The organism is Maribacter stanieri (assembly GCF_900112245.1).
GTDB classification, from domain to species: domain Bacteria; phylum Bacteroidota; class Bacteroidia; order Flavobacteriales; family Flavobacteriaceae; genus Maribacter; species Maribacter stanieri.
In genome coordinates, this window is record NZ_FOYX01000001.1 from 1,172,445 (window position 1) to 1,190,817 (window position 18,373).

Consider the following 18,373-nt stretch of genomic DNA (forward strand, 5'->3'; position numbering starts at 1 on the left):
TTTGTGATAAAAGGCTTAATAATGAGGAAATTATTAAGCCTTTTACTAATTAATTGCTTTCTAAATAGGCTTGTATCCCTGCTTCTATCTTTTCTTTTACCTGTAAATATTTAGATTCGTTAGAACCAAACACAGCATCCATATTAGATAACATGGAGTACCCCCAAGAGCCATCTTCAGCTAATTCTATGTATGTAGATACACCTGGGTCATTTCCACCATGTGCCCAATGATTGTTGTGGGAATACCAGAACAAACCGTGGTTTTCGGCAAAATTGCTAGGAACTATACCGTCCGCTAATTGGTAATTAAAAAGCATATTGTAAAAAGATGTATTAAAAAGTGTGGTAGCATCACCACTTAAGCCATTGCTCATTTCCAATAAATAGTTGCCTATGTCTTCATTATTGGTGTACAGACCGCCTTCTGGGTAAGAATCAAAGGTATATTTGGGTAATGGAATGCCTTTTTCTAAATAACATGTGGCAGTTGCGTTCGTATTTACTTCATCTATATTAAATGTAGACGCATTCATTTGAAGGGGAGCAAGTATTGTTTGCTTAACATAATCATCAAACGACTGTTCTGTTACGGTTTCAATAATATACCCCATTAATGCGGTGCCGGTGTTAGAATAATTCCAAACCTCTCCGGGTTTTACATTGGCAAAATTAGCGGTACTGTATAAATCTCCATCTTCAAGAAAATAATTTGCTAAAAAATCTTCCAATGATTCACCAGCTCTTTGTTCTAATCCCGTGGCATCTTTTAAGATGTTTGCTCCTGTGGTTGAACTATTCTCTCCCGGAAGAATATAATAGTTGTGAGCTAAATAACTTTCTACATTGTCAATTAATCCAGAGGTATGTGTAACCAAATGCCTTACTGTAATCACAGCATTAGGTTGTTTTGGATTGGTAATAGGTACCGGTAATAGTTCATTAATATTAGTGTCTAACGTAAAATGCCCGTCTGAAATAGCTTTTGCGGTTGCAGCACCAACAAATGTTTTGCTTATTGATGCTATGAAATTTACAGTTTGGTTTGTGTATGCTACCTCATTTTCAATATTCGCATAACCTACCGCATTTTGATATACGATTGCTCCATCTTTTACTATACTTACAGCAAAGCCAGGTATTTCTGAGTCTTCTGCCAGGGTTGTAAAATAGGTGGTTAATGCGGCACTAGTCATTGCTTCATCTGGTTCTGGCAATGTGGAAATGTTGTCGTCGTTGCTTGAACAAGATGTCAATAGCGCTATAAAGGCTAAAAGTAATATTCCGATGATTCTTGATAATGTTGTCATAATTGTTTTTTTTTGATTGATGTTTTAATTATTATTTGATGCAAATGTTTGGTATTATGGCGTACCAATCGTTCTGATTTATGATTCGGTACTTTTTAATTTAATTCCGATTACCAGAAGGTATATGCACAGACTGATTTCTCCTAAATCTGCGGGAGCGGTTATATACTCCGAAAGGTTTTTATTTACCACAGGTGATAAGAAGTAGAGCGTAAAATCTAATAGGTAACCTATACAACCTATCATAAGTAGGTATCCAATAATTTTTGGGAAGCCTTTGTATTTCAGTATTAAATAACCTAAAGGTAGTAGACAGAAGCCAAAGAAAAGTTGCGCAATGTGGTAACCATGGTTATGCATTTGTACATAGAATATAATTAAGTTGTTGGTATTAGCTGTGGACTTAATAGTTGAACTTAACAAAAGCAAAGGCGCATAATGGTTCAGCATATTAATACACATTATGGCTACGGCAATACATACACTTAAGAGCATGGTTTTAGCTACCCAATCATTGATGTTCTTTAGGATACGGTAAAGAAACATGGCAAGTAAAAAGTAAGCGAATTGCATACCTAAATCACTTAGAAAACCTAAGCGAAATAAAAACTCGTGCTCAAGAATATTCGCGATCGTTTTTTCGTTGTTTTCTACATCTATAAGACTTGCACGAACATACTTTTCTGCAAATACACCAAATATGATGACCAACAGATATAGTGCACCCGCAATTTTAGCAGTGTTTTTGATTGATTTCATGATGAATAAACCCTTGTAGTATTAATTGTTATGAAGTGCAAACGGATTTCTGTCAACGGCTTCCCAAAGAGCCATATCTTTTGTCTTGGCTTTTGATAATGGATTTCGCTTCCACTTTTTTGCCAGTAGTATATTCATATTAAAATACCGGTTGTAGATGTCTGTGCCATTGCCCATATCTACCATACCGTAGTGATAGCGGAAATCTAAAAGTAATCGTGATTTTTTCAGTTGAATTTCATAACCTAAGCCAAATTGAAGTCCGGCATCCCAACGGCTATAACTCTCTGCACTGGTTCCAAAATTCATTTTGGTTTTACTCGCTTCTAATGTTTCAGTGCCTTCTGTTTTTACTCTTCCTCCTAAATTATAACTTACTACAGGTCCGGCATTCAAGTATATGTCACACAAATGCAAACGAGCTAAAAGCGGTACGTCTAAGGTGTTGAAACGTATTCGTGTTTCTTGGTTCGTTAAAGGGTTGTTCTGACTTAATTTGGTACCCTTCATTACAAAGTACATTTCAGGTACTACAGAGAAATAATCTGTAATACCCAGTTGTAAAGACGCGCCTGCTTGTAGTCCCCAATACCCTTTTTTAAAGTCTTTTATGGCATCGTTATTATCCCCAAAACTCATGGTGGTGGGTGTGTAATTCAATACTACGTCTAAGTAGGTTTCTTGGGCAATTGTTTTCCATGCCAGGAGCCCTAAAACCATTAATAATACTACTTGTTTTCTCATGATTTGATTGTTTTTTGATTGATTGTTTTATTATTCGAACTGCTTTTTAAATTGTCACACTTTTTATTGAAAAAGATATAATCAATTCATTTTCAGGTGCAAGTTACCGGGCTAAACCTTTTTAAAAGTTCGCATACACACGTGTTGGTTCTAAAAAATAATTCAGAACCTTTTAAAATGAGTGAATGATTTAAAGAAGAACGGTGAAGACTAAAATAATAGAGTTATGAATTTGCCTTAACCCATTGTTTAGGTGTTGTACCGGTTTCTTTTTTGAAAAAAGTATTGAAAACGGTTTTAGAATTAAAGCCGCTATCATACGCCAAACCTAATAGTGTAATGTGTTTATTTTCTGGTAAAATTGCCAGTTGCTGAAATTCTTTAATTCTATAATGGTTTATAAAGTCGTTGAAATTTTTACCAAAGTGATTGTTTAACAACCAAGATAGTTTGTTAGGGTGTAGATCGATTTCATAAGCTAATTGCTTTAGCGATAATTCAGGATTGCAAAATCGCTTGCTATTTGTCATTGTATTTTCTAATGCTGTGGCAAAATCATTTAATTCTTCGCCTTCAAAGAGAGTTTCAGAATTGTTACTTTTCCCTTTTTCAATATTACTAGGTAAAACCGTGCTGCTAAACAATTCGCTTACTAGGTCTTTGTAATTTGGTAGTTGGCGTAGCGGAGCTAAAAATGGGTCATTGGAGAAATTTATAAACTGACCAGTTTTTAATTCCGTATGGTGTTTTAATGTGTTTAAAGCACTATTCTTATCCTCATGTATTAAAATATAAAAATTCCAAGGTAAGTGTGTACTGTTTTCGTTTTTAACATCAATTGCTACCCCTATATTTTGGTTTTCAAAATGATTGCTACGGTTTACCAAATCGAACAATTTTTTGCAAAGATTGGGTCTTTCTAAATGCTTATTTATTTCAATATACCTAATAAAAGAGCTGTAATTATTTTGGTGTATGTAGCAAGCTGTTTTTAGTTCCATTGCCAAAACAAAGGTTGGGTCTATTTTAAGAGATACATCTAATGAAATAATTGCATTATCAAAATCTCCCTGTAAATAATAGATGTTTCCTTTGGTGTAGTGGTGGTTTGGTGATAACGGATTTATTTCCAAAGCCGAATCAATGGTCGTTTTAGCCAAAATAAACTTGCCTAAAGCCGTTAAAATTTCGGATTTAGCCTCTAATGCTTCGGTGTACTTTGGGTTTATGTTTAAACACTTTTCTAAATAGGATAAGCCTTCATTATACAACCAATTTCCCCAAAAACTAATGGTTGCTTTTCCAAAATAACCAACATGGGAAGTTGGGTTTAAACCAACCCCTTTATCTAAATAAAATGCGGCTTTTGCAATACCATCTTTGTGGTCTATATATTGCCAGCTTGCCAAAATACCATAACACCAACCAATACCTACATAGGCATCTGCAAATAAAGGGTCAATGACAACACTTTCTTCATAATAAGTAATGGCAGTGTTAATGTCCTCTAAACGCCAATTTAATTGAAATGAACGTCCTTTTAGAAATAGTTTATAAGCTTCAATATTATTCGTTGCTGATGCTACCAGATGTTCTTGTAACTCAAAATGACCGAAATTTTCACGTATTTTATCAGCAATTAGTAAACTAATTTCATCTTGTAGTTCAAAAATATCAGTAAGCTCACGGTCAAAATTTTCAGACCACATATGAAACCCGTTATCGGTACGTATTAACTGTGCGGTAATCCGTACTCTTTCTTTAATAATACGAACGCTACCTTCCAATAGAGTTTCAACGCCAAGTTCATTTCCTATATGGCGTGCATCTAACGATTTGTTTTTATAGAAAAATGATGAGGTTCTAGCGGTAACTTTTAGCCCATCAATTTTGGTAAGGGCATTGATGATTTCTTCAGAAATGCCATCAGCAAAGTATTCATTTTCATCACTTCCAATGTTTAAAAAAGGAAGCACAGCTATAGACTTTGAATTAAAAACAGCTTGCACGGGTCAATTAGTATTTGATTCTCGGGGATGGTTTGGTTATTCGGTATTTTAAAAATACCAATTTTTTATAGAAAACTACACGGTAATGTGATATAGAACTCAGATATGAAAATCAGAACATTTACTTGTAGGATACAGGCTACATTTATATTGAAAATCAAACATTTATAAAAATAATTGTTGAAAAGTGTGATTTTATTCAGTCGAGTGCGAATCATATTGTAAACAATCAAAAAAATCAAACAGTCATGAAAAAATTAGTCAATCATTTAATGTTGTTCGCCTTTCTGTTTTCGATGTCATGTATTATGGCTCAGGAGAATTGGGAGCAATTTGAAAAAACACAAAGCGAAGTTACTAAACTGATACAATTGCCTGATCCTACTTTTCAACCGCAACAACATCAGAAACCTTTGGATGCTAAAGCCATAGCTGATTTAGGTTTGGAGCAGCTATATAAAAATGAGCCTAGAAAATTTACTGCTAAAGATGGAAAACAATTGTTCGCTTATAAATACAATAGCGATAGTGATACCACCATTCTACTTTTGCACGGAATTTTATCTAGTGCCTATATGATGAATAGAACAGCAGGGTTGTTACAAGAGGCTACACACAGCGAAATTGTAGCTCTAGATTTTAGGGGTCATGGGCAATCTGAAGGAACTCCTGGTGATGTATCATACATAAACCAATATGTAGATGACGTCATAGATGTAGTTACCAGTATAAAAAAGGAAAAACCAAATCAGAAAATTATACTTGCCGGGCACTCCATGGGTGGTGGTATTATTCTAAGATATGCCATGGCTAAAGACGCTATAGCAGTAGACGGATATTTACTTTTTGCACCACAATTGGGCGCAAATTCTCCCACACTAAAAATTGCTCCAGTAGAAGGGGATCAAGAACCATTTTTAAAACTGCATTTAAATAGAATTATTGGCATAAAAATGATGAACGCTATTGGTGAGACTAAGTATAATGACCTGCCTGTGCTATTCTTTAACTTGCCAGAATCTATGCCTGTAACCAAGTATAGTTATCGTGCTAATGAAAGTATGTACCCTGCAGATTATAAAGAAGGATTACAACATATGACCAAGCCTTTGCTTGTGGTAGTTGGCGCCAATGACGAAGCATTTGTTGCTGAGGAGTTTCATACTGCAGTTACTGAAAATAGTAATGGGAAGGTTTTTGTGATTCCTGATGAAACCCACAACGGAATTCGCCATAACAATAAGGCCATGAAGATTATTGCTAACTGGTTCAATAACCATAACTTACAGTAACCACCAACCAACTCATGGAACCGACCAAAAAGGAAAAATTCATACGAGTGATAGATGAGCATAAACGTATCATTTATAAAATTGTGAACTCTTATTGCCCGCAAAGAGAGGATAGGAAGGATTTGGAACAAGAGATTGTCATTCAATTATGGAATGCTTTTGATAACTATAACCCCCAATACAAGTTTACCACCTGGATGTACCGAATTGCCCTGAACACGGCTATTTCATTTTATAGAAAAGAAAAGAAATGGTATCGAAGAAATGATTTTTTTAACGATGAATCTGTGTTTCGCCTAGAAGATGGTAATACAGTAGAAGATCTGGCACTGTCGGCAAATGTAAAATTGTTGCAGGAATTTATTCAAAAACTAAAAGAGCTAGATAAGGCAATAATGCTATTGTACTTAGAAGAAAATAGCTATGAGGAAATTGCTGATGTACTGGGGATTTCTACCACTAACGTCGGCACCAAAATTGGAAGAATTAAAATAAAAATTAAGAAAGAATTTGATAAAATAAATAATCATGGAAGATAATGAGCTAAAGGAAATTTTTGCAGAATACAACACAAAGTTGGATAGTGTTCTGAGTTTAAATATGGCTTCGTTAGAAAAAATGAAGCTTGATAATACCAAAAAACAAACGAATAAAATTCTACTTTTAAGAAGTATAGAGGTAGCGTTTTTTTTAATGGTGATGATAGTGCTTGGTAAATTTACCGCCAATCATTGGGGTGTATTGCATTTGGCTGTTAGCGGAGTTATATTACAGGTATTTGCGTTAATAGCTCTTATTGGTAGTATTGGCGAAGTGGTTTTGGTGACGCAAATTGATTACGCTAAACCCATAGTTGAAATACGAGCTAAAATAGAGAAGATAAACATGCATAGTTTGCTGTTCATTAAACTCGCATTGTTATCTGCACCGGTCTGGTGGGCGTACCCATTGGTAGCCTTAGCTTACTTTTTTGATTTTGACATTTTTCCTCATTTAGATAGTGCTTTTGTAGTAAGGTATTTGGTTATTAATGCAATGCTATTGCTACCGCTACTATATTTTCTTAATAAGTTAAGCTATAAAAACATGCATATTAAGTGGGTTAGAAAAATTATTCAAGTGCTTTCAAGTACTAAGACTCAAAAAGCGATTGCATTTTTGAACGATATTAAAGAATTTAAAAAATAGTGATGGCCAACGTAAATAGTACTGCGAAAATTAGAAAGTTAATTGCCATTAGTTTTGGTGTGATTGCTCTAGTAATAGGTGTAATACTCTTTTTAAAAGTCGATACACCTGAACATTTTGGAGTATATTTTACCAAGGCATATTATGGTCAGTTTGGCGCCATTGCTATCTGTGTAGAATTATTGGTAGCAGCTTATTATCTCTTTATAGGTCATAAGAAAACCAATTTTGCAATGGCGCTGTTTGCATTTACAGCGGTGTTGGATATTGCCATTAATCTGCTTGGGTTCGCTACAATTGCAGTTCCGTATTTAATTATGTTGGCATTTTTGGTCTGCGCTATAGTTGCTTTTTATATCGCATTTTCCAATGCCTTTAATTTGGGCAAGATATCTTTAGTAAATGTAATTTTCAGTTTTGTATTGGGTAATGCTATCGCCTTTTATTTTAATTACTTCTAGCAATAGTAAACAGTTCCATTTTCTCCTCTTTTCCTTTTAATTCAGTAATGCCCATAGACTTTACCTTAAAACCATGCTTTGGTTTTAGCTCTTTAATAAGCTCTTCTGAAATTAGAATATCTACGTTGTGTGAATTACAGAGTCCTTGAATTCTTGCGGTAGTATTTAGAACATCACCCGTAAAAATGATTTCTTTTTTTAAAGTGCCTATTTCTCCGGTGGTTACCTCTCCTAAATGAAATCCAGATTTAAAGGTAGGTTCTAATCCGAAATTATCTTTATACCAATCTGCCTTTTTGTGAAGGTCTTGCTTCATGGTCAAGAAACAATTTATCCAGTTGTTATTTTTTATACCCTCTTCATACTTCCAAGAGATAATGATTTCATCACCAACATATTGATATACGGCTCCTGAATGGTTTATAATGGCATTGGTAAAATCTGCATAGTAAGCTTTTAGCATTTTAAAATATTCAATATGCCCCAAATGTTCTGCAATGGTTGTAGATGACTTCATATCGCAAAAAAGAAATATGCGCTTTTCTTGAATAGGTTTATGGTACTTTCCTGTAAAGAAATTCATAAGTACTGCATCACCCACATTATAACTAATCTCAGAATAAAAGAGACTCACAAAAAGACTTACCGCGATAGATATCATGGTGCTTAAAAAATCAATACTAATTAAAAAATTAGATAGTTTGTTTAAAACCTTTTCATTTGATGGGGGCACACCAAGCTCTATTGAAGCCGCAATAGGATAAACGATAATAATGGTAATAATTAGAAAAAATGAATAGGTGCTGAGTTTGTAAAAGATTTTTTTATAAAAACTTTTATTATTGAATAGTTTTCCAAGCCATAATATTTCAACCGCACCTACTAAGAGACCAATTAATGTAACCGAAATTATGGCAAAAGCGAGGACCTTGGGAGTTAATGTAATTACTACATTAGGGTTCAGGTTTTGGTGGCTGGTAGCTGCCTCTTGAATAAAAAGCACGAAAAAACCGATAAGGCACCAAATGATACCGAATGGTAGAATTCGTTGTAATCTTCTTTTTGATTTCGGAGTTAAACTCATGCCCGCTTCCTATAAAATCTAGGTTGCAACTAAAATAGCAAAGAATTTAAGAAAAGGAAGATTTGTATTGTTTTAAGTAGTTTGTAATGTGGAGTTGATATGAAAATTGACAATGTTTATTAAGATTTAAAGCATAAAAAAACCGAGATAACGACCTCGGTTTTTGATATATACTAGGCAAATTAAGTATTAAATAAGTTTTCCTCTGTGTGATATTGCAATAGTATAGTACACAGTTTTTGTATTATTAGATTGTGTGCCGGTTATAAAATATCCAAATCTTTCTTTTGTAATATTTACATTAGAAAGTTCTACATTTTGGCTCCAGGTATGAAATTGCATTTTTACTTTCACATTGTTTCCTGAAGAAGAAATAGACATACTTTCTACGGTCTTTTTACTTTGAAAATTGTTACGGTCATTGAAGGAAGTTTCAATATTTTCAATTTTAATGATATCGCCTTTAGTCAAATTTAGAGGTCCAGAACCAAAAGTGGTAAACGGTAATTCTACATTGCCATCTTTTTTAACTGTTGAAGAACTTACATGGGCGTTGAAAATAAAACCTTCATTTATTTTAGAGACCAAACGCGCAAACACCGCATTGGTATAATCTGAATTTACAAACGGTAGCGTTGATTTCATTACTTCTGAGTTATCTGCTGCCTTGATAACGTTGAAAGAACATACTGTTAAAGCGAATACCCCTAATAAAATGGTTTTCTTGTAATTTTTCATAATTTCTGTTTTTATAGTTTATTAAATATTTATTCGAACCAAATTTTTGATATTGCCATGTTACAACCGGTTTTACTTTTAGAATCGAATTGTAACCTTATAAAATCAATATCAGAAAATGTAAAATCATCGCCGGTCGGCTTTATTTCTGAAAACGGAATGGTAAAGACGAACTTACCTTCACGAGCCGGTACATGTTTGCCGTATGCGGCATAAGTGGTATTTGTAAAAAGATTCAAGTTGATGCCGTTTACCGTACTTTTAGCCTCAAATTCTACTTTTAAAGACTTGTATTTGCTGGCATCTATATTTAATGGCGCATTTCCATTTTTATTGACTCCGTAGTTTAAATAAGTTGTTCCCCTAGTATCATAACCGTAGCTCATAACAAGTAGCCCTTTTTTTATACTTAATTGCATGTTGTGTTCAAAAGGGTTTTGATTGAGCTTTGCAAAAACCTGTCGGTGCTGACCTATGATGTGATTGCCTGTTTGTAGTTTTCTATTTTCATTCATATCGGTAAATGTCAAATGGCTGATTTCACCAGTAGTAAAATCATCAAGTACTAGTTGCGCATTCATAGCAATTGATGCTGTACATATAAATAGGAGGGTTGCTATTTTCATTTTAATTTAGTTTTTGGTTGCAACTATTCATGCTGTTTGGAAGAAAAGGTTAACATTCACTTTAATTTTTTTACTTTTAAGTGTTAACTATTTATCCATAAATACATTAAATGGAAAATCATTCAGATACATCTTTATTTGATGCACTAAAAAAAGGCTCTGAATCTGCTTTTAAAAAAGTGTATGAAGACAATAGAGAACTGTTTCTAAATTTTGCGAAACGATATTCTCTTGCAGATGAAGAAGTATTAGATGCTTATCAAGATGCCTATGTGGCGTTATATGAAAATATCCAAAATGGAAAGTTGGTAACGTTGAATAGCTCTTTGAGTACATATATAATAAGTATTGGTAAGTACAAGATTATGGAGCGATTAAGAAAGAAAAGCAAGCATACCAATAATGAATTATTATTGAATAGGATAGAAGAGGTAGATGCTGAAATTGAAGAATTTGATATTGACTCGGAGGAGCTTTCTCCTGAACAAAAACTATTGCGTATGTATTTTGGGAAATTAGGAGAAAAATGCAAGCAAATTTTGAAGCTGTTCTATTATCAACGGTACAATATCAAAGAAATAATGACAGAAGGAAATTACAATAGTGAGAATGTGGTAAAAAGCCAGAAATCTAGATGTTTAAAAACATTAAAGGAAGCCATTAATAATGCCCCCAAACTATGATGGACAAAGAAATTTTATTATTAAAATATTTTGACGGTTCATTATCCGAAGAAGAGAAGGTTGTATTTAACCAGTTTTTAGAAGAGGATGATGAGTTTAAGTCGCAATTTCTTCTTGAAAAAGATGTTCAAGCGGTAATTAGAGAAGAGAGCCGAATTGGATTAAAGAAAAAATTACAGCGTTTTGAAACAGAAAGAGACACCGTTTCTACTGCCAATAAACGAACCTGGTGGAAACCATTAAGTATTGCAGCAAGTATTATACTTTTATTAGGGGCAAGTTGGTTACTGTTTAATTCTAATGCCTTTAATGCACAAGAACAATTGTTTGCTAATAATTATGAAAAATACCCAAATACGGTATATACAATTACACGTAGCGATGTTTCAGATGATTCTTTAGAACGTATGGCTTTTGAAGCCTATGAAACCAATAATTATGATGCAGCGATTGAATATCTTCTAGACTTAAAAGAAAAAACTAGATTGGATTATGTAGATTTCTACCTAGGGCAATCATACCTGGCTATTGAAAACTATTTAAAAGCCATAGATAGATTTCAGGAAATTATAGAGATTAATAGTGAATTTAAACAGGAAGCATATTGGTATGCTGCTCTCGCAAATTTAAAACTTGATCAAAATAAGGAAGCCAAGCAGTTATTAGAGGAGCTTGTGCAGAACAAGAAATATAAATTTAAAGAAGCCTCTGAATTACTTAAAAAGTTGGACTAATTGCTTTCTACCTAAAAAAAGAAGCAAGATTACTATACTGCCATAAAGAATCCACTGCCATTTTGAAGATGATACTAAAGGTTTTGTGTTTCCTTGAATAATATAGCCAGACCACCAGTATGGATGAGATAAACCGTTCTCTTTATTCTTTTCTAGAAAAGTAAGCTTGGCTTCTCTTAAAGATTCGTCCTTCGCTTTTCCATCAGCAAGATTTAAATAAAAATTCCCCATTAAATCCGAAGAAGAGTTGTCGTTTATTTTCCAAAGTGTACTGGTAATGCTAGCTGCACCGCTATAGAAAAATCCTCTAGCTAGACTCAAAAAACCTTCTCCACGTTTGAGTTCGCCAATACCACTTTCGCATCCACTTAAAGTAACGAGACTAGCATTTAAGGTTAAGTTATATAGGTCTTTTACAAAAAGCAAGTCGTCAGATGCTGTATTAGGTGTAAAGGCTAAATAAGAATATTCTGGATTTTTATCATCAAATACAGCATGTGTTGCCAAATGTAAGACCGAATAATCAGATAAAGTAGCAGTGAAGTTTTGAAGCGTAGCTTGGTCATCAATAAATGACTTACCACTAAAAGATGTCAATATCTGCTGGACTTCATTTCTGTTGTGCGGTAAATTACCTAATAGTTGAGATCGGGAGTCGTCTGAAGGTATATTAGCATCAAAACTAGGTGCAAATGCTAGAAGCTTAGCACTGTTTTGCTTTTTGCCATTTAATTGAGTCCATAATGTGGCTGAGTTCACATAACTGATTATTTTATCTTCTATCAAGTAGCGACGCTCTCTCTCATTAGTAACCAGACTGCCAAAGGGAATATAATTTAACAATCCATCTGGGGCAAGTATAATTCTTTCTTGAGGATGCAATTTTAAAATTGGCCCTAGTATCTTTTGATACAGTTTATGACTCAACTTGGAAAGTAAATCTGGGTTCGATTTAGCATTCGAGAGCATAGCATGAACTTCACTAATATGGTTTTCAAGCTCCTCTGTAATCGTAATACTATGAAAGAACTTGTCATTCTTTGAAATAGCAATTGTATAAATATTCTGGTTACCGTAGAAGTAGGAAATAAAGAGGTCATTTTCTGTGAGGTTATCTTGTACTTCAGTTAGTGTTTGTATTTTATTATTGTACTTTAAGTCATAGTATGCCGGGTAGTTGGTTTCTAAATCTACAATTAAATTAATATGTTCTTGACGTAAATTGAAAAGCTTGTCTTCAAGCCCAACTTCAATATTTCTCGAAGAAGAAAGTTCTTTTTCAATATTTGTAATTTCAGATTTCAGCTGATTTTCATAAGTCACTTTTTCTTTTGGAATCTTGGCGAAAGTCGTTGCTTGTGAAGATAATAATGCTTCTAATAATAATACTGATTTACTTTTTTCAAAGTATCTAAAAGCTTCTTCAATATAATAATCATTTTTAGAAGATTCGTACAAACTATGAGCAGCTATTAGTCCTGATTCAAAAAGAGGAAACGCATTTTCAATTAATCTTAATTTATCATTATTATTTAGGAAACCTGTTTTAAGATCATCTAAAATTTTGATACTTAAATCAGTGGTGTTAAATGCTGATAAATGACTTTCACTTGTGTTTAAAGTGTTTAACACAATAGCCTTATTTCTATATACTTGAAATAGTTTATTTTGACTATTTTCTGAACTTGAATTAGAGAGTAATAATATTGCCTTGTCGTAAGTGTTAAGAGCTTTGTGATAATACTGATATTGGTTTTGTAACAATCCTATTTTATTAAGTATATGCGCCTTCTTAAAAGAACTATTTCCGCCCCAATTTGTACTGACTAATGTTAAAGCCTTTTGAAATTCTTTTAAGGCTAAATCGTAATTGCCATTTTTTTGTTGAGTTTCGGCACTGACTTGATAAAAACTAGATTCTTCTGGATCATTTTTCTTAAGTAAGCTTCTAGCTATATTGACATAATATTTTGCGCTATCAGACTGTGAAAGAGAATTGTAATTCTGGGCAATATTCAAGACTGTCAATAAATCATTGTCTTTACTGTTTTTTATATTAAAACGATATGTTTTAAAAAGGAATGAATTCGCTTCTTCGTAGTTTTTTTGCCTTTTTAATACTTCTGCTAAAAGATTATAATTCGCGTGCAGCGAAGATTTATCCTCTGAGTTATTCTTTTTTAAATTTCGAATATTTCTTTCGTAATATTTTCTAGCAAGATTTAGTTTTCCTTCATTGCTATACATTTTGGCTAAATAACCATAAGCTGTAGATAGATACGTATGTAAATCAACATCCATTAATTTTTTTGGTTGTTGCTCTATAATATTGATTATTTCATTGAAAAAGACACGCGATTTTTCAAATCTATTTGTAATGTAATAGTAGTTTCCTTTTTGGTATGCAAAATGAACTCTATAAAAAATACCATCATCAACGTTGGTTATAAAATTGTAATGGGTTTTAAAAAGAGAATCAAGCTCAATAAGTGTTGAATCAAGTTCAGATAGATCACGATGGTATTCTAAAACTTCAGCTTTGGCAGTTTTGGCATCAATGATTGATTCAATATCATCTAATGCATAAGTCTCCATTAAATCAAAATAAAATAAAGCGGAGTCTTTATTTATATAGAAATGCTCATATCCTTTTTCATAGATTAAATCTAAATTTTCGGTTTTATCTTGAGCTTTGGCAACGATTATAACAAAAAATGCAAATACTATTAAATTGAAATTTTTAATAATGAGATAGCCTTCAATCCTAAGGTTGAAGGCTATCATTAAACTTTGAATGCTCATTTATTTTTGAACTATAGTTGAAATTGAATATATGAAATTCATACCATTTTTATCTTTTCGTTCTATACTTAAAGTAATATTTTCATTTACTATTAATTCATTCACATTCACTTCTTGAATTTGTATATATCCCTCAGTTCCGGGTAATGGAGAAAGGTACCCATTATCAGATTCTAACACGACTTGATTATTTTCATTAGATCCTTGAACTAGGATCGATTCTAAGTTGTACCCTAAAATGTATCTTAGTTCATTTGGTAAAACATCTGGGCGAGGAGGTCTTGGGATATTGGGGCCTCGACGACCTAATTCATCAAGTATATCTGAAAAAGATGGTACTGTTCCATTAAATGCTACTAACTCTGCATGTAATTGATTAGTTTTTTCCAACTCCTCTTCTAATGACAAACCTTTGCCAGAAATTGATTTAAGCTCCTTAATACGTGCTTCAAGTGAATCAATATCTTTATTTAAAACAAATTTTAGAAGCTCTCCTTCATAAATGTAGTTGTTTTCGGTTAATATGATTTCTTCATCTTTACCAATGTCCTCTTTACCTATATCTCCATATGGTAATTTTGAACATGCGCATAAAACAATACTGCACATTACTATTAATAATAATTTTGATTTCATGATGTAGTTTTTAAATTTAATAAATAGATTTAATTAGAGTTTAAAGGTCAGTTGGTTATACTCAAAAATATATGGTTTGCCATCTAGTATCTATGAAATATGTAACAGGTGCTATATGGTATGTAACACTGGTAGGTATTACGGAATGTTTGATATCAGCTAAGTTTTTTTAACATCAAGAAAAAGTACTTTTAGACTTTCTTGTTCTAGATGTCTCTGTAACTGAAATACCATTATGGTAACTTGAATTGTGCGTAAAATTGTTTTCATCTTCCTTGTTTTAATTGTTATTTACAATTAATGCAGTTAGGTGAAAAAGGTTAACATTGTTCAGAAAAAAATCAAGAGCATGTTGACGCTACATTGCTTTTTCTAGGACATGATTATTATTGTCTTTTAGTTTAAAAGAGGCTTGATTAAAAAAAGTTTCAAACGCTTGTCTTAAATCTTTTCTTAAGTTTTTGGAGTACTCTTTATGAATTGGTTTTTGGTCTTTTCTTGCAAATTTTCCACTTATGGTTATACCCTGTACCTTAAATTGAATGGTATCGGCAGTTTTCATAGGGTTGAGTAAAAAACTAATATAGGTGTCACCAGACCATTGAACTATATGTGATGACGAATCTGAAGTTCTGTGAACACATGAGTATTCATTTAGTTGACTTCTAATGTTTATAGTGTCTTGCGTACTAAATTTTAAAGTCAAAAAAATATTTCCGTATTTATTAGCTCTAAAATTGGTTTCAATACTGGTGGCAGGCTCAAAATTGTATTTGAAGTATATTGGACCAGCTTGTCTATTTTTCGTTTGTTGTATTGGTTTTTTTATTGTGGTAGAGTCAATTTCTGGTGAATTATCTAACTTATTTTTAATAGAAAGAACAGTAGTTTCTTGGTGCCATTTTAGTTCGGCCTTATTATCTGTAAAAGTCACTTGAATGTTGTTTGTCGCCTCATTATTTAAAATTTCAACAAGATCTAGAACTTCATTTTGTGTCATAGATTGACAGTAGCAACTAAATGTTGATAGTATCAGAAGTATATGTGATATTACTCTTTTCATTATTTAATACGTTTCTTTTTTTAGTAATTGGTCTATTTTCTCTCTTGAATATATTCTTCGGTATACATGGGTGAAACCATCATGCATTTCATCACGTATATATAATATATTGTTGTAAACAGTAAATGAGCCCCAAAAAGTAAATTTATCATCTATTTGAATATTGTACACGCTATCTGTACTACTATATATTGATGTGGATTTCCATAAATTAAAATTTGAAGAGGATTTTAATGTGTTTTTTAAATAGGCCTTGAATTTGCAGTCAGATGAAAATATAATAGCATTGTGATTTGGTTTTGAATGGTCATTTCCACCTAATCCACCACTTATTTGTATAAGTTTCCAAGCACCAAATAAACTGTCTGGTAAAGATTGTGAGTATGCAGATTTTGTGCAGATGAGACTTGTTATTAAGCTTATATAAAAAAATGTTTTTGACATTTTATACTATTTATGTGCTAATTAGGTAAAATCAAAACGTCTACTCTTCTATTCTTGGCCCTATTTTCATCGGTATCATTTTCGACCATGGGTTGTGATTCTCCAAAACCTTTTTCTTTCCAACGGAAACTACTGCTAGGAATTAATTTTTTCAATTCAGCAGATACACTTTTAGCTCTTGCTAATGATAATTTTTGATTAGTTTCTGCGCTTCCCACATCGTCGGTATGGCCTTCTACAATTACATTGCCTTTTTTTAGTACAGCGATATTATGTGCCAACTTTTTTAAGGCTGCTATCCCTTCAGGTTTCAAAATAGATTTACCCGACTCAAAAAGCACTTTGCTATCCAAATTTAAACGCATGGCTGCACCAATTGCTGCAATAGCATCAACATCGGCACCTGGTAATCCACTTTCTTTCTTTAAATCGGTAAGACGTACATAATAGAAAAGTTCCCCTTGTTTTACAAAAGGTGAAATATCTACTTCGGCCACACCGCCATCAATTTTACCAACATGAATCCAATTTTTTCCGTCTTTGGATATTTCTAAATCAGTAGGTTCTATTTGTCCGATTTCAAAAATGTAAAGGTCAGGACCATTAACATCTGTCAATGCATTATCTGTAAATTGAACTGTAATGGTACCGCCTAATCCAAGGCTATGAATTCCCGTAATATCTTCTATGTCATAACCTTGTAGCACATCTGGTTCACCAAGTACATTCTTTACTTGCTGTGTTAGTAATAAGGGATGATTGTAGGCTACAACAGCATCAGCGAACGATAATTCTCCTAGAGGCAGGTATACTGCCTTTTTCATATGTCCAACATATGTTTCACCGGCTTCATCACCAAAATAGAGATCAGGATTTAATTTTTGGAATTTATCCTTCGCTGCTTTAGCCTTTCTCTCGAAATCTTTTTGGAATACCTTGACAATTTTCTTGCGATATTGTATGGTTTCTTGATATCTAGAACTCGCTATTAATGTGCCAGAGTTGATGTCATTTTCAGTTTTTTCAAGATCAGTCAAAACGCTATTTGCTTCTTTGACACTATGTAACTGTCCCGTTACTTTTTTCAGCACTTCAATTTTCTTGGTTTCTTCGACAGTAGGTGGTTCTTCATTTTTGCGTTCAATATCGCGCATAACATATCCTGCTTCGGTCAAGTCCAATTTTTCCATAACATTGGTGCCCGCTAAAGAATCAATAGTCTTTAGTTTTGCCATGGTAGCTTCAGGTCCAGATTCTGCTTGTACTATTAAAATAGCTTCTTCAAGTGAAACTCCCGTTGGTGTATTTTTAGAAGTCAACTGTTCTTTTGATAGCTTACCTTTTAATTCTGGTTCGTTTTTAAGCTTTAACTCTCTATTCCTCATCGCTTCTTGAGCTAGAAGCTTTAGACTATCTGGGTTGTTTATCAATTTTTGCATTTCTTCTCTAGACACACCGCTTGCTTCTAATAAATCAAGTATGGCATCTGATTTTAGCATATCACCAAAAGAACCTAGGTCTTGTGAGCCATGAAAATCAGATCCGCTCATTTCTAAAAGCTTCTTTAAGGCATTTGTTTCTGGAGAACCTTCATCTGTACTCTCTTCATCACCGCCCATATTAAACATACCACCCAATTGCTCCATTGATTTTTCTAAATCATCAGATGATATATTGGCTTCTACATCGCGGTCTGATTGTAGTTCTAGCTGTTCTTCAGAAATTTCTCCATTTTTTTTAGTCTCACCGCATGATAGTATAAGTACGAACGATGTCAGATATATCAAATAATTTCTCATGA

General features: G+C 33.2%; 18 protein-coding genes. 6 read left to right on the forward strand and 12 right to left on the reverse strand.

Annotated features, from left to right (window positions below):
• Positions 1-49: 49 nt before the first annotated feature.
• The 4 genes from BM296_RS05075 to BM296_RS05090 all read right to left on the reverse strand — a co-directional run bounded on the left by BM296_RS05075 (position 50) and on the right by BM296_RS05090 (position 4,821).
• Positions 50-1,309 (reverse strand): serine hydrolase domain-containing protein, encoded by a 1,260-nt coding sequence (locus BM296_RS05075; RefSeq protein WP_091901903.1) that lies wholly within the window; start codon positions 1,307-1,309, stop codon positions 50-52.
• A gap of 78 nt (positions 1,310-1,387) precedes the next feature.
• Positions 1,388-2,068, reverse strand: a complete 681-nt coding sequence (locus tag BM296_RS05080) for a DUF4386 domain-containing protein (protein ID WP_091901905.1) — start codon at positions 2,066-2,068, stop codon at positions 1,388-1,390.
• Between the two features lie 21 nt (positions 2,069-2,089).
• Positions 2,090-2,812: a porin family protein gene (locus BM296_RS05085; protein WP_091901907.1), complete on the reverse strand. Its 723-nt coding sequence runs from the start codon at positions 2,810-2,812 to the stop codon at positions 2,090-2,092.
• Positions 2,813-3,036: 224 nt separating this feature from the next.
• Positions 3,037-4,821 (reverse strand): helix-turn-helix domain-containing protein, encoded by a 1,785-nt coding sequence (locus BM296_RS05090; protein ID WP_091901909.1) that lies wholly within the window; start codon positions 4,819-4,821, stop codon positions 3,037-3,039.
• Positions 4,822-5,069: 248 nt separating this feature from the next.
• Between BM296_RS05090 and BM296_RS05095 the strand changes: the two genes are divergently transcribed.
• Genes BM296_RS05095 through BM296_RS05110 form a run of 4 tightly spaced genes read left to right on the forward strand, consistent with a single transcriptional unit; the run spans position 5,070 to position 7,762 of the window.
• On the forward strand, positions 5,070-6,113 hold the full coding sequence (locus BM296_RS05095; RefSeq protein ID WP_091901911.1) for an alpha/beta hydrolase: 1,044 nt from the start codon (positions 5,070-5,072) through the stop codon (positions 6,111-6,113).
• Between the two features lie 14 nt (positions 6,114-6,127).
• On the forward strand, positions 6,128-6,652 hold the full coding sequence (locus BM296_RS05100; RefSeq protein WP_091901913.1) for an RNA polymerase sigma factor: 525 nt from the start codon (positions 6,128-6,130) through the stop codon (positions 6,650-6,652).
• Positions 6,642-7,301 (forward strand): hypothetical protein, encoded by a 660-nt coding sequence (locus BM296_RS05105; RefSeq protein WP_091901914.1) that lies wholly within the window; start codon positions 6,642-6,644, stop codon positions 7,299-7,301. The genes BM296_RS05100 and BM296_RS05105 overlap by 11 nt, the downstream gene beginning before the upstream one ends.
• Before the next feature lie 2 nt (positions 7,302-7,303).
• Positions 7,304-7,762 (forward strand): hypothetical protein, encoded by a 459-nt coding sequence (locus tag BM296_RS05110; protein ID WP_091901916.1) that lies wholly within the window; start codon positions 7,304-7,306, stop codon positions 7,760-7,762.
• Here BM296_RS05110 and BM296_RS05115 read toward each other — a convergent pair.
• From BM296_RS05115 to BM296_RS05125, 3 genes are all read right to left on the reverse strand, one after another.
• Positions 7,749-8,846 (reverse strand): adenylate/guanylate cyclase domain-containing protein, encoded by a 1,098-nt coding sequence (locus BM296_RS05115; RefSeq protein ID WP_245786966.1) that lies wholly within the window; start codon positions 8,844-8,846, stop codon positions 7,749-7,751. The genes BM296_RS05110 and BM296_RS05115 overlap by 14 nt on opposite strands.
• A 189-nt stretch (positions 8,847-9,035) precedes the next feature.
• Positions 9,036-9,584, reverse strand: coding sequence for a hypothetical protein (locus tag BM296_RS05120; protein WP_091901918.1), 549 nt, complete (start codon positions 9,582-9,584; stop codon positions 9,036-9,038).
• Between the two features lie 29 nt (positions 9,585-9,613).
• Positions 9,614-10,210: a hypothetical protein gene (locus BM296_RS05125; RefSeq protein ID WP_143099041.1), complete on the reverse strand. Its 597-nt coding sequence runs from the start codon at positions 10,208-10,210 to the stop codon at positions 9,614-9,616.
• Between the two features lie 110 nt (positions 10,211-10,320).
• On the opposite strand from BM296_RS05125, the gene BM296_RS05130 reads away from it, so the two are divergent.
• Positions 10,321-10,893 (forward strand): RNA polymerase sigma factor, encoded by a 573-nt coding sequence (locus tag BM296_RS05130; protein WP_091901921.1) that lies wholly within the window; start codon positions 10,321-10,323, stop codon positions 10,891-10,893.
• Positions 10,890-11,627, forward strand: a complete 738-nt coding sequence (locus BM296_RS05135) for a tetratricopeptide repeat protein (protein WP_143099042.1) — start codon at positions 10,890-10,892, stop codon at positions 11,625-11,627. Before BM296_RS05130 ends, BM296_RS05135 begins: the two co-directional genes overlap by 4 nt.
• Here the strand turns inward: BM296_RS05135 and BM296_RS05140 are convergent.
• The 5 genes from BM296_RS05140 to BM296_RS05160 form a co-directional block, all read right to left on the reverse strand.
• Entirely contained in the window at positions 11,607-14,429 is a 2,823-nt protein-coding gene (locus tag BM296_RS05140) for a CHAT domain-containing protein (protein ID WP_091901924.1), read from the reverse strand. The genes BM296_RS05135 and BM296_RS05140 overlap by 21 nt on opposite strands.
• A complete protein-coding gene (locus BM296_RS05145; protein WP_027065247.1) occupies positions 14,430-15,065 on the reverse strand; it encodes a hypothetical protein in 636 nt (211 codons plus the stop codon).
• A 358-nt stretch (positions 15,066-15,423) separates the two neighbouring features.
• Positions 15,424-16,065: a hypothetical protein gene (locus BM296_RS05150; protein ID WP_091901926.1), complete on the reverse strand. Its 642-nt coding sequence runs from the start codon at positions 16,063-16,065 to the stop codon at positions 15,424-15,426.
• A 66-nt stretch (positions 16,066-16,131) separates the two neighbouring features.
• Positions 16,132-16,572 (reverse strand): hypothetical protein, encoded by a 441-nt coding sequence (locus tag BM296_RS05155; protein ID WP_027065245.1) that lies wholly within the window; start codon positions 16,570-16,572, stop codon positions 16,132-16,134.
• A 17-nt stretch (positions 16,573-16,589) separates the two neighbouring features.
• Positions 16,590-18,371, reverse strand: coding sequence for an OmpA family protein (locus tag BM296_RS05160; protein WP_091901927.1), 1,782 nt, complete (start codon positions 18,369-18,371; stop codon positions 16,590-16,592).
• Positions 18,372-18,373: the final 2 nt, after the last annotated feature.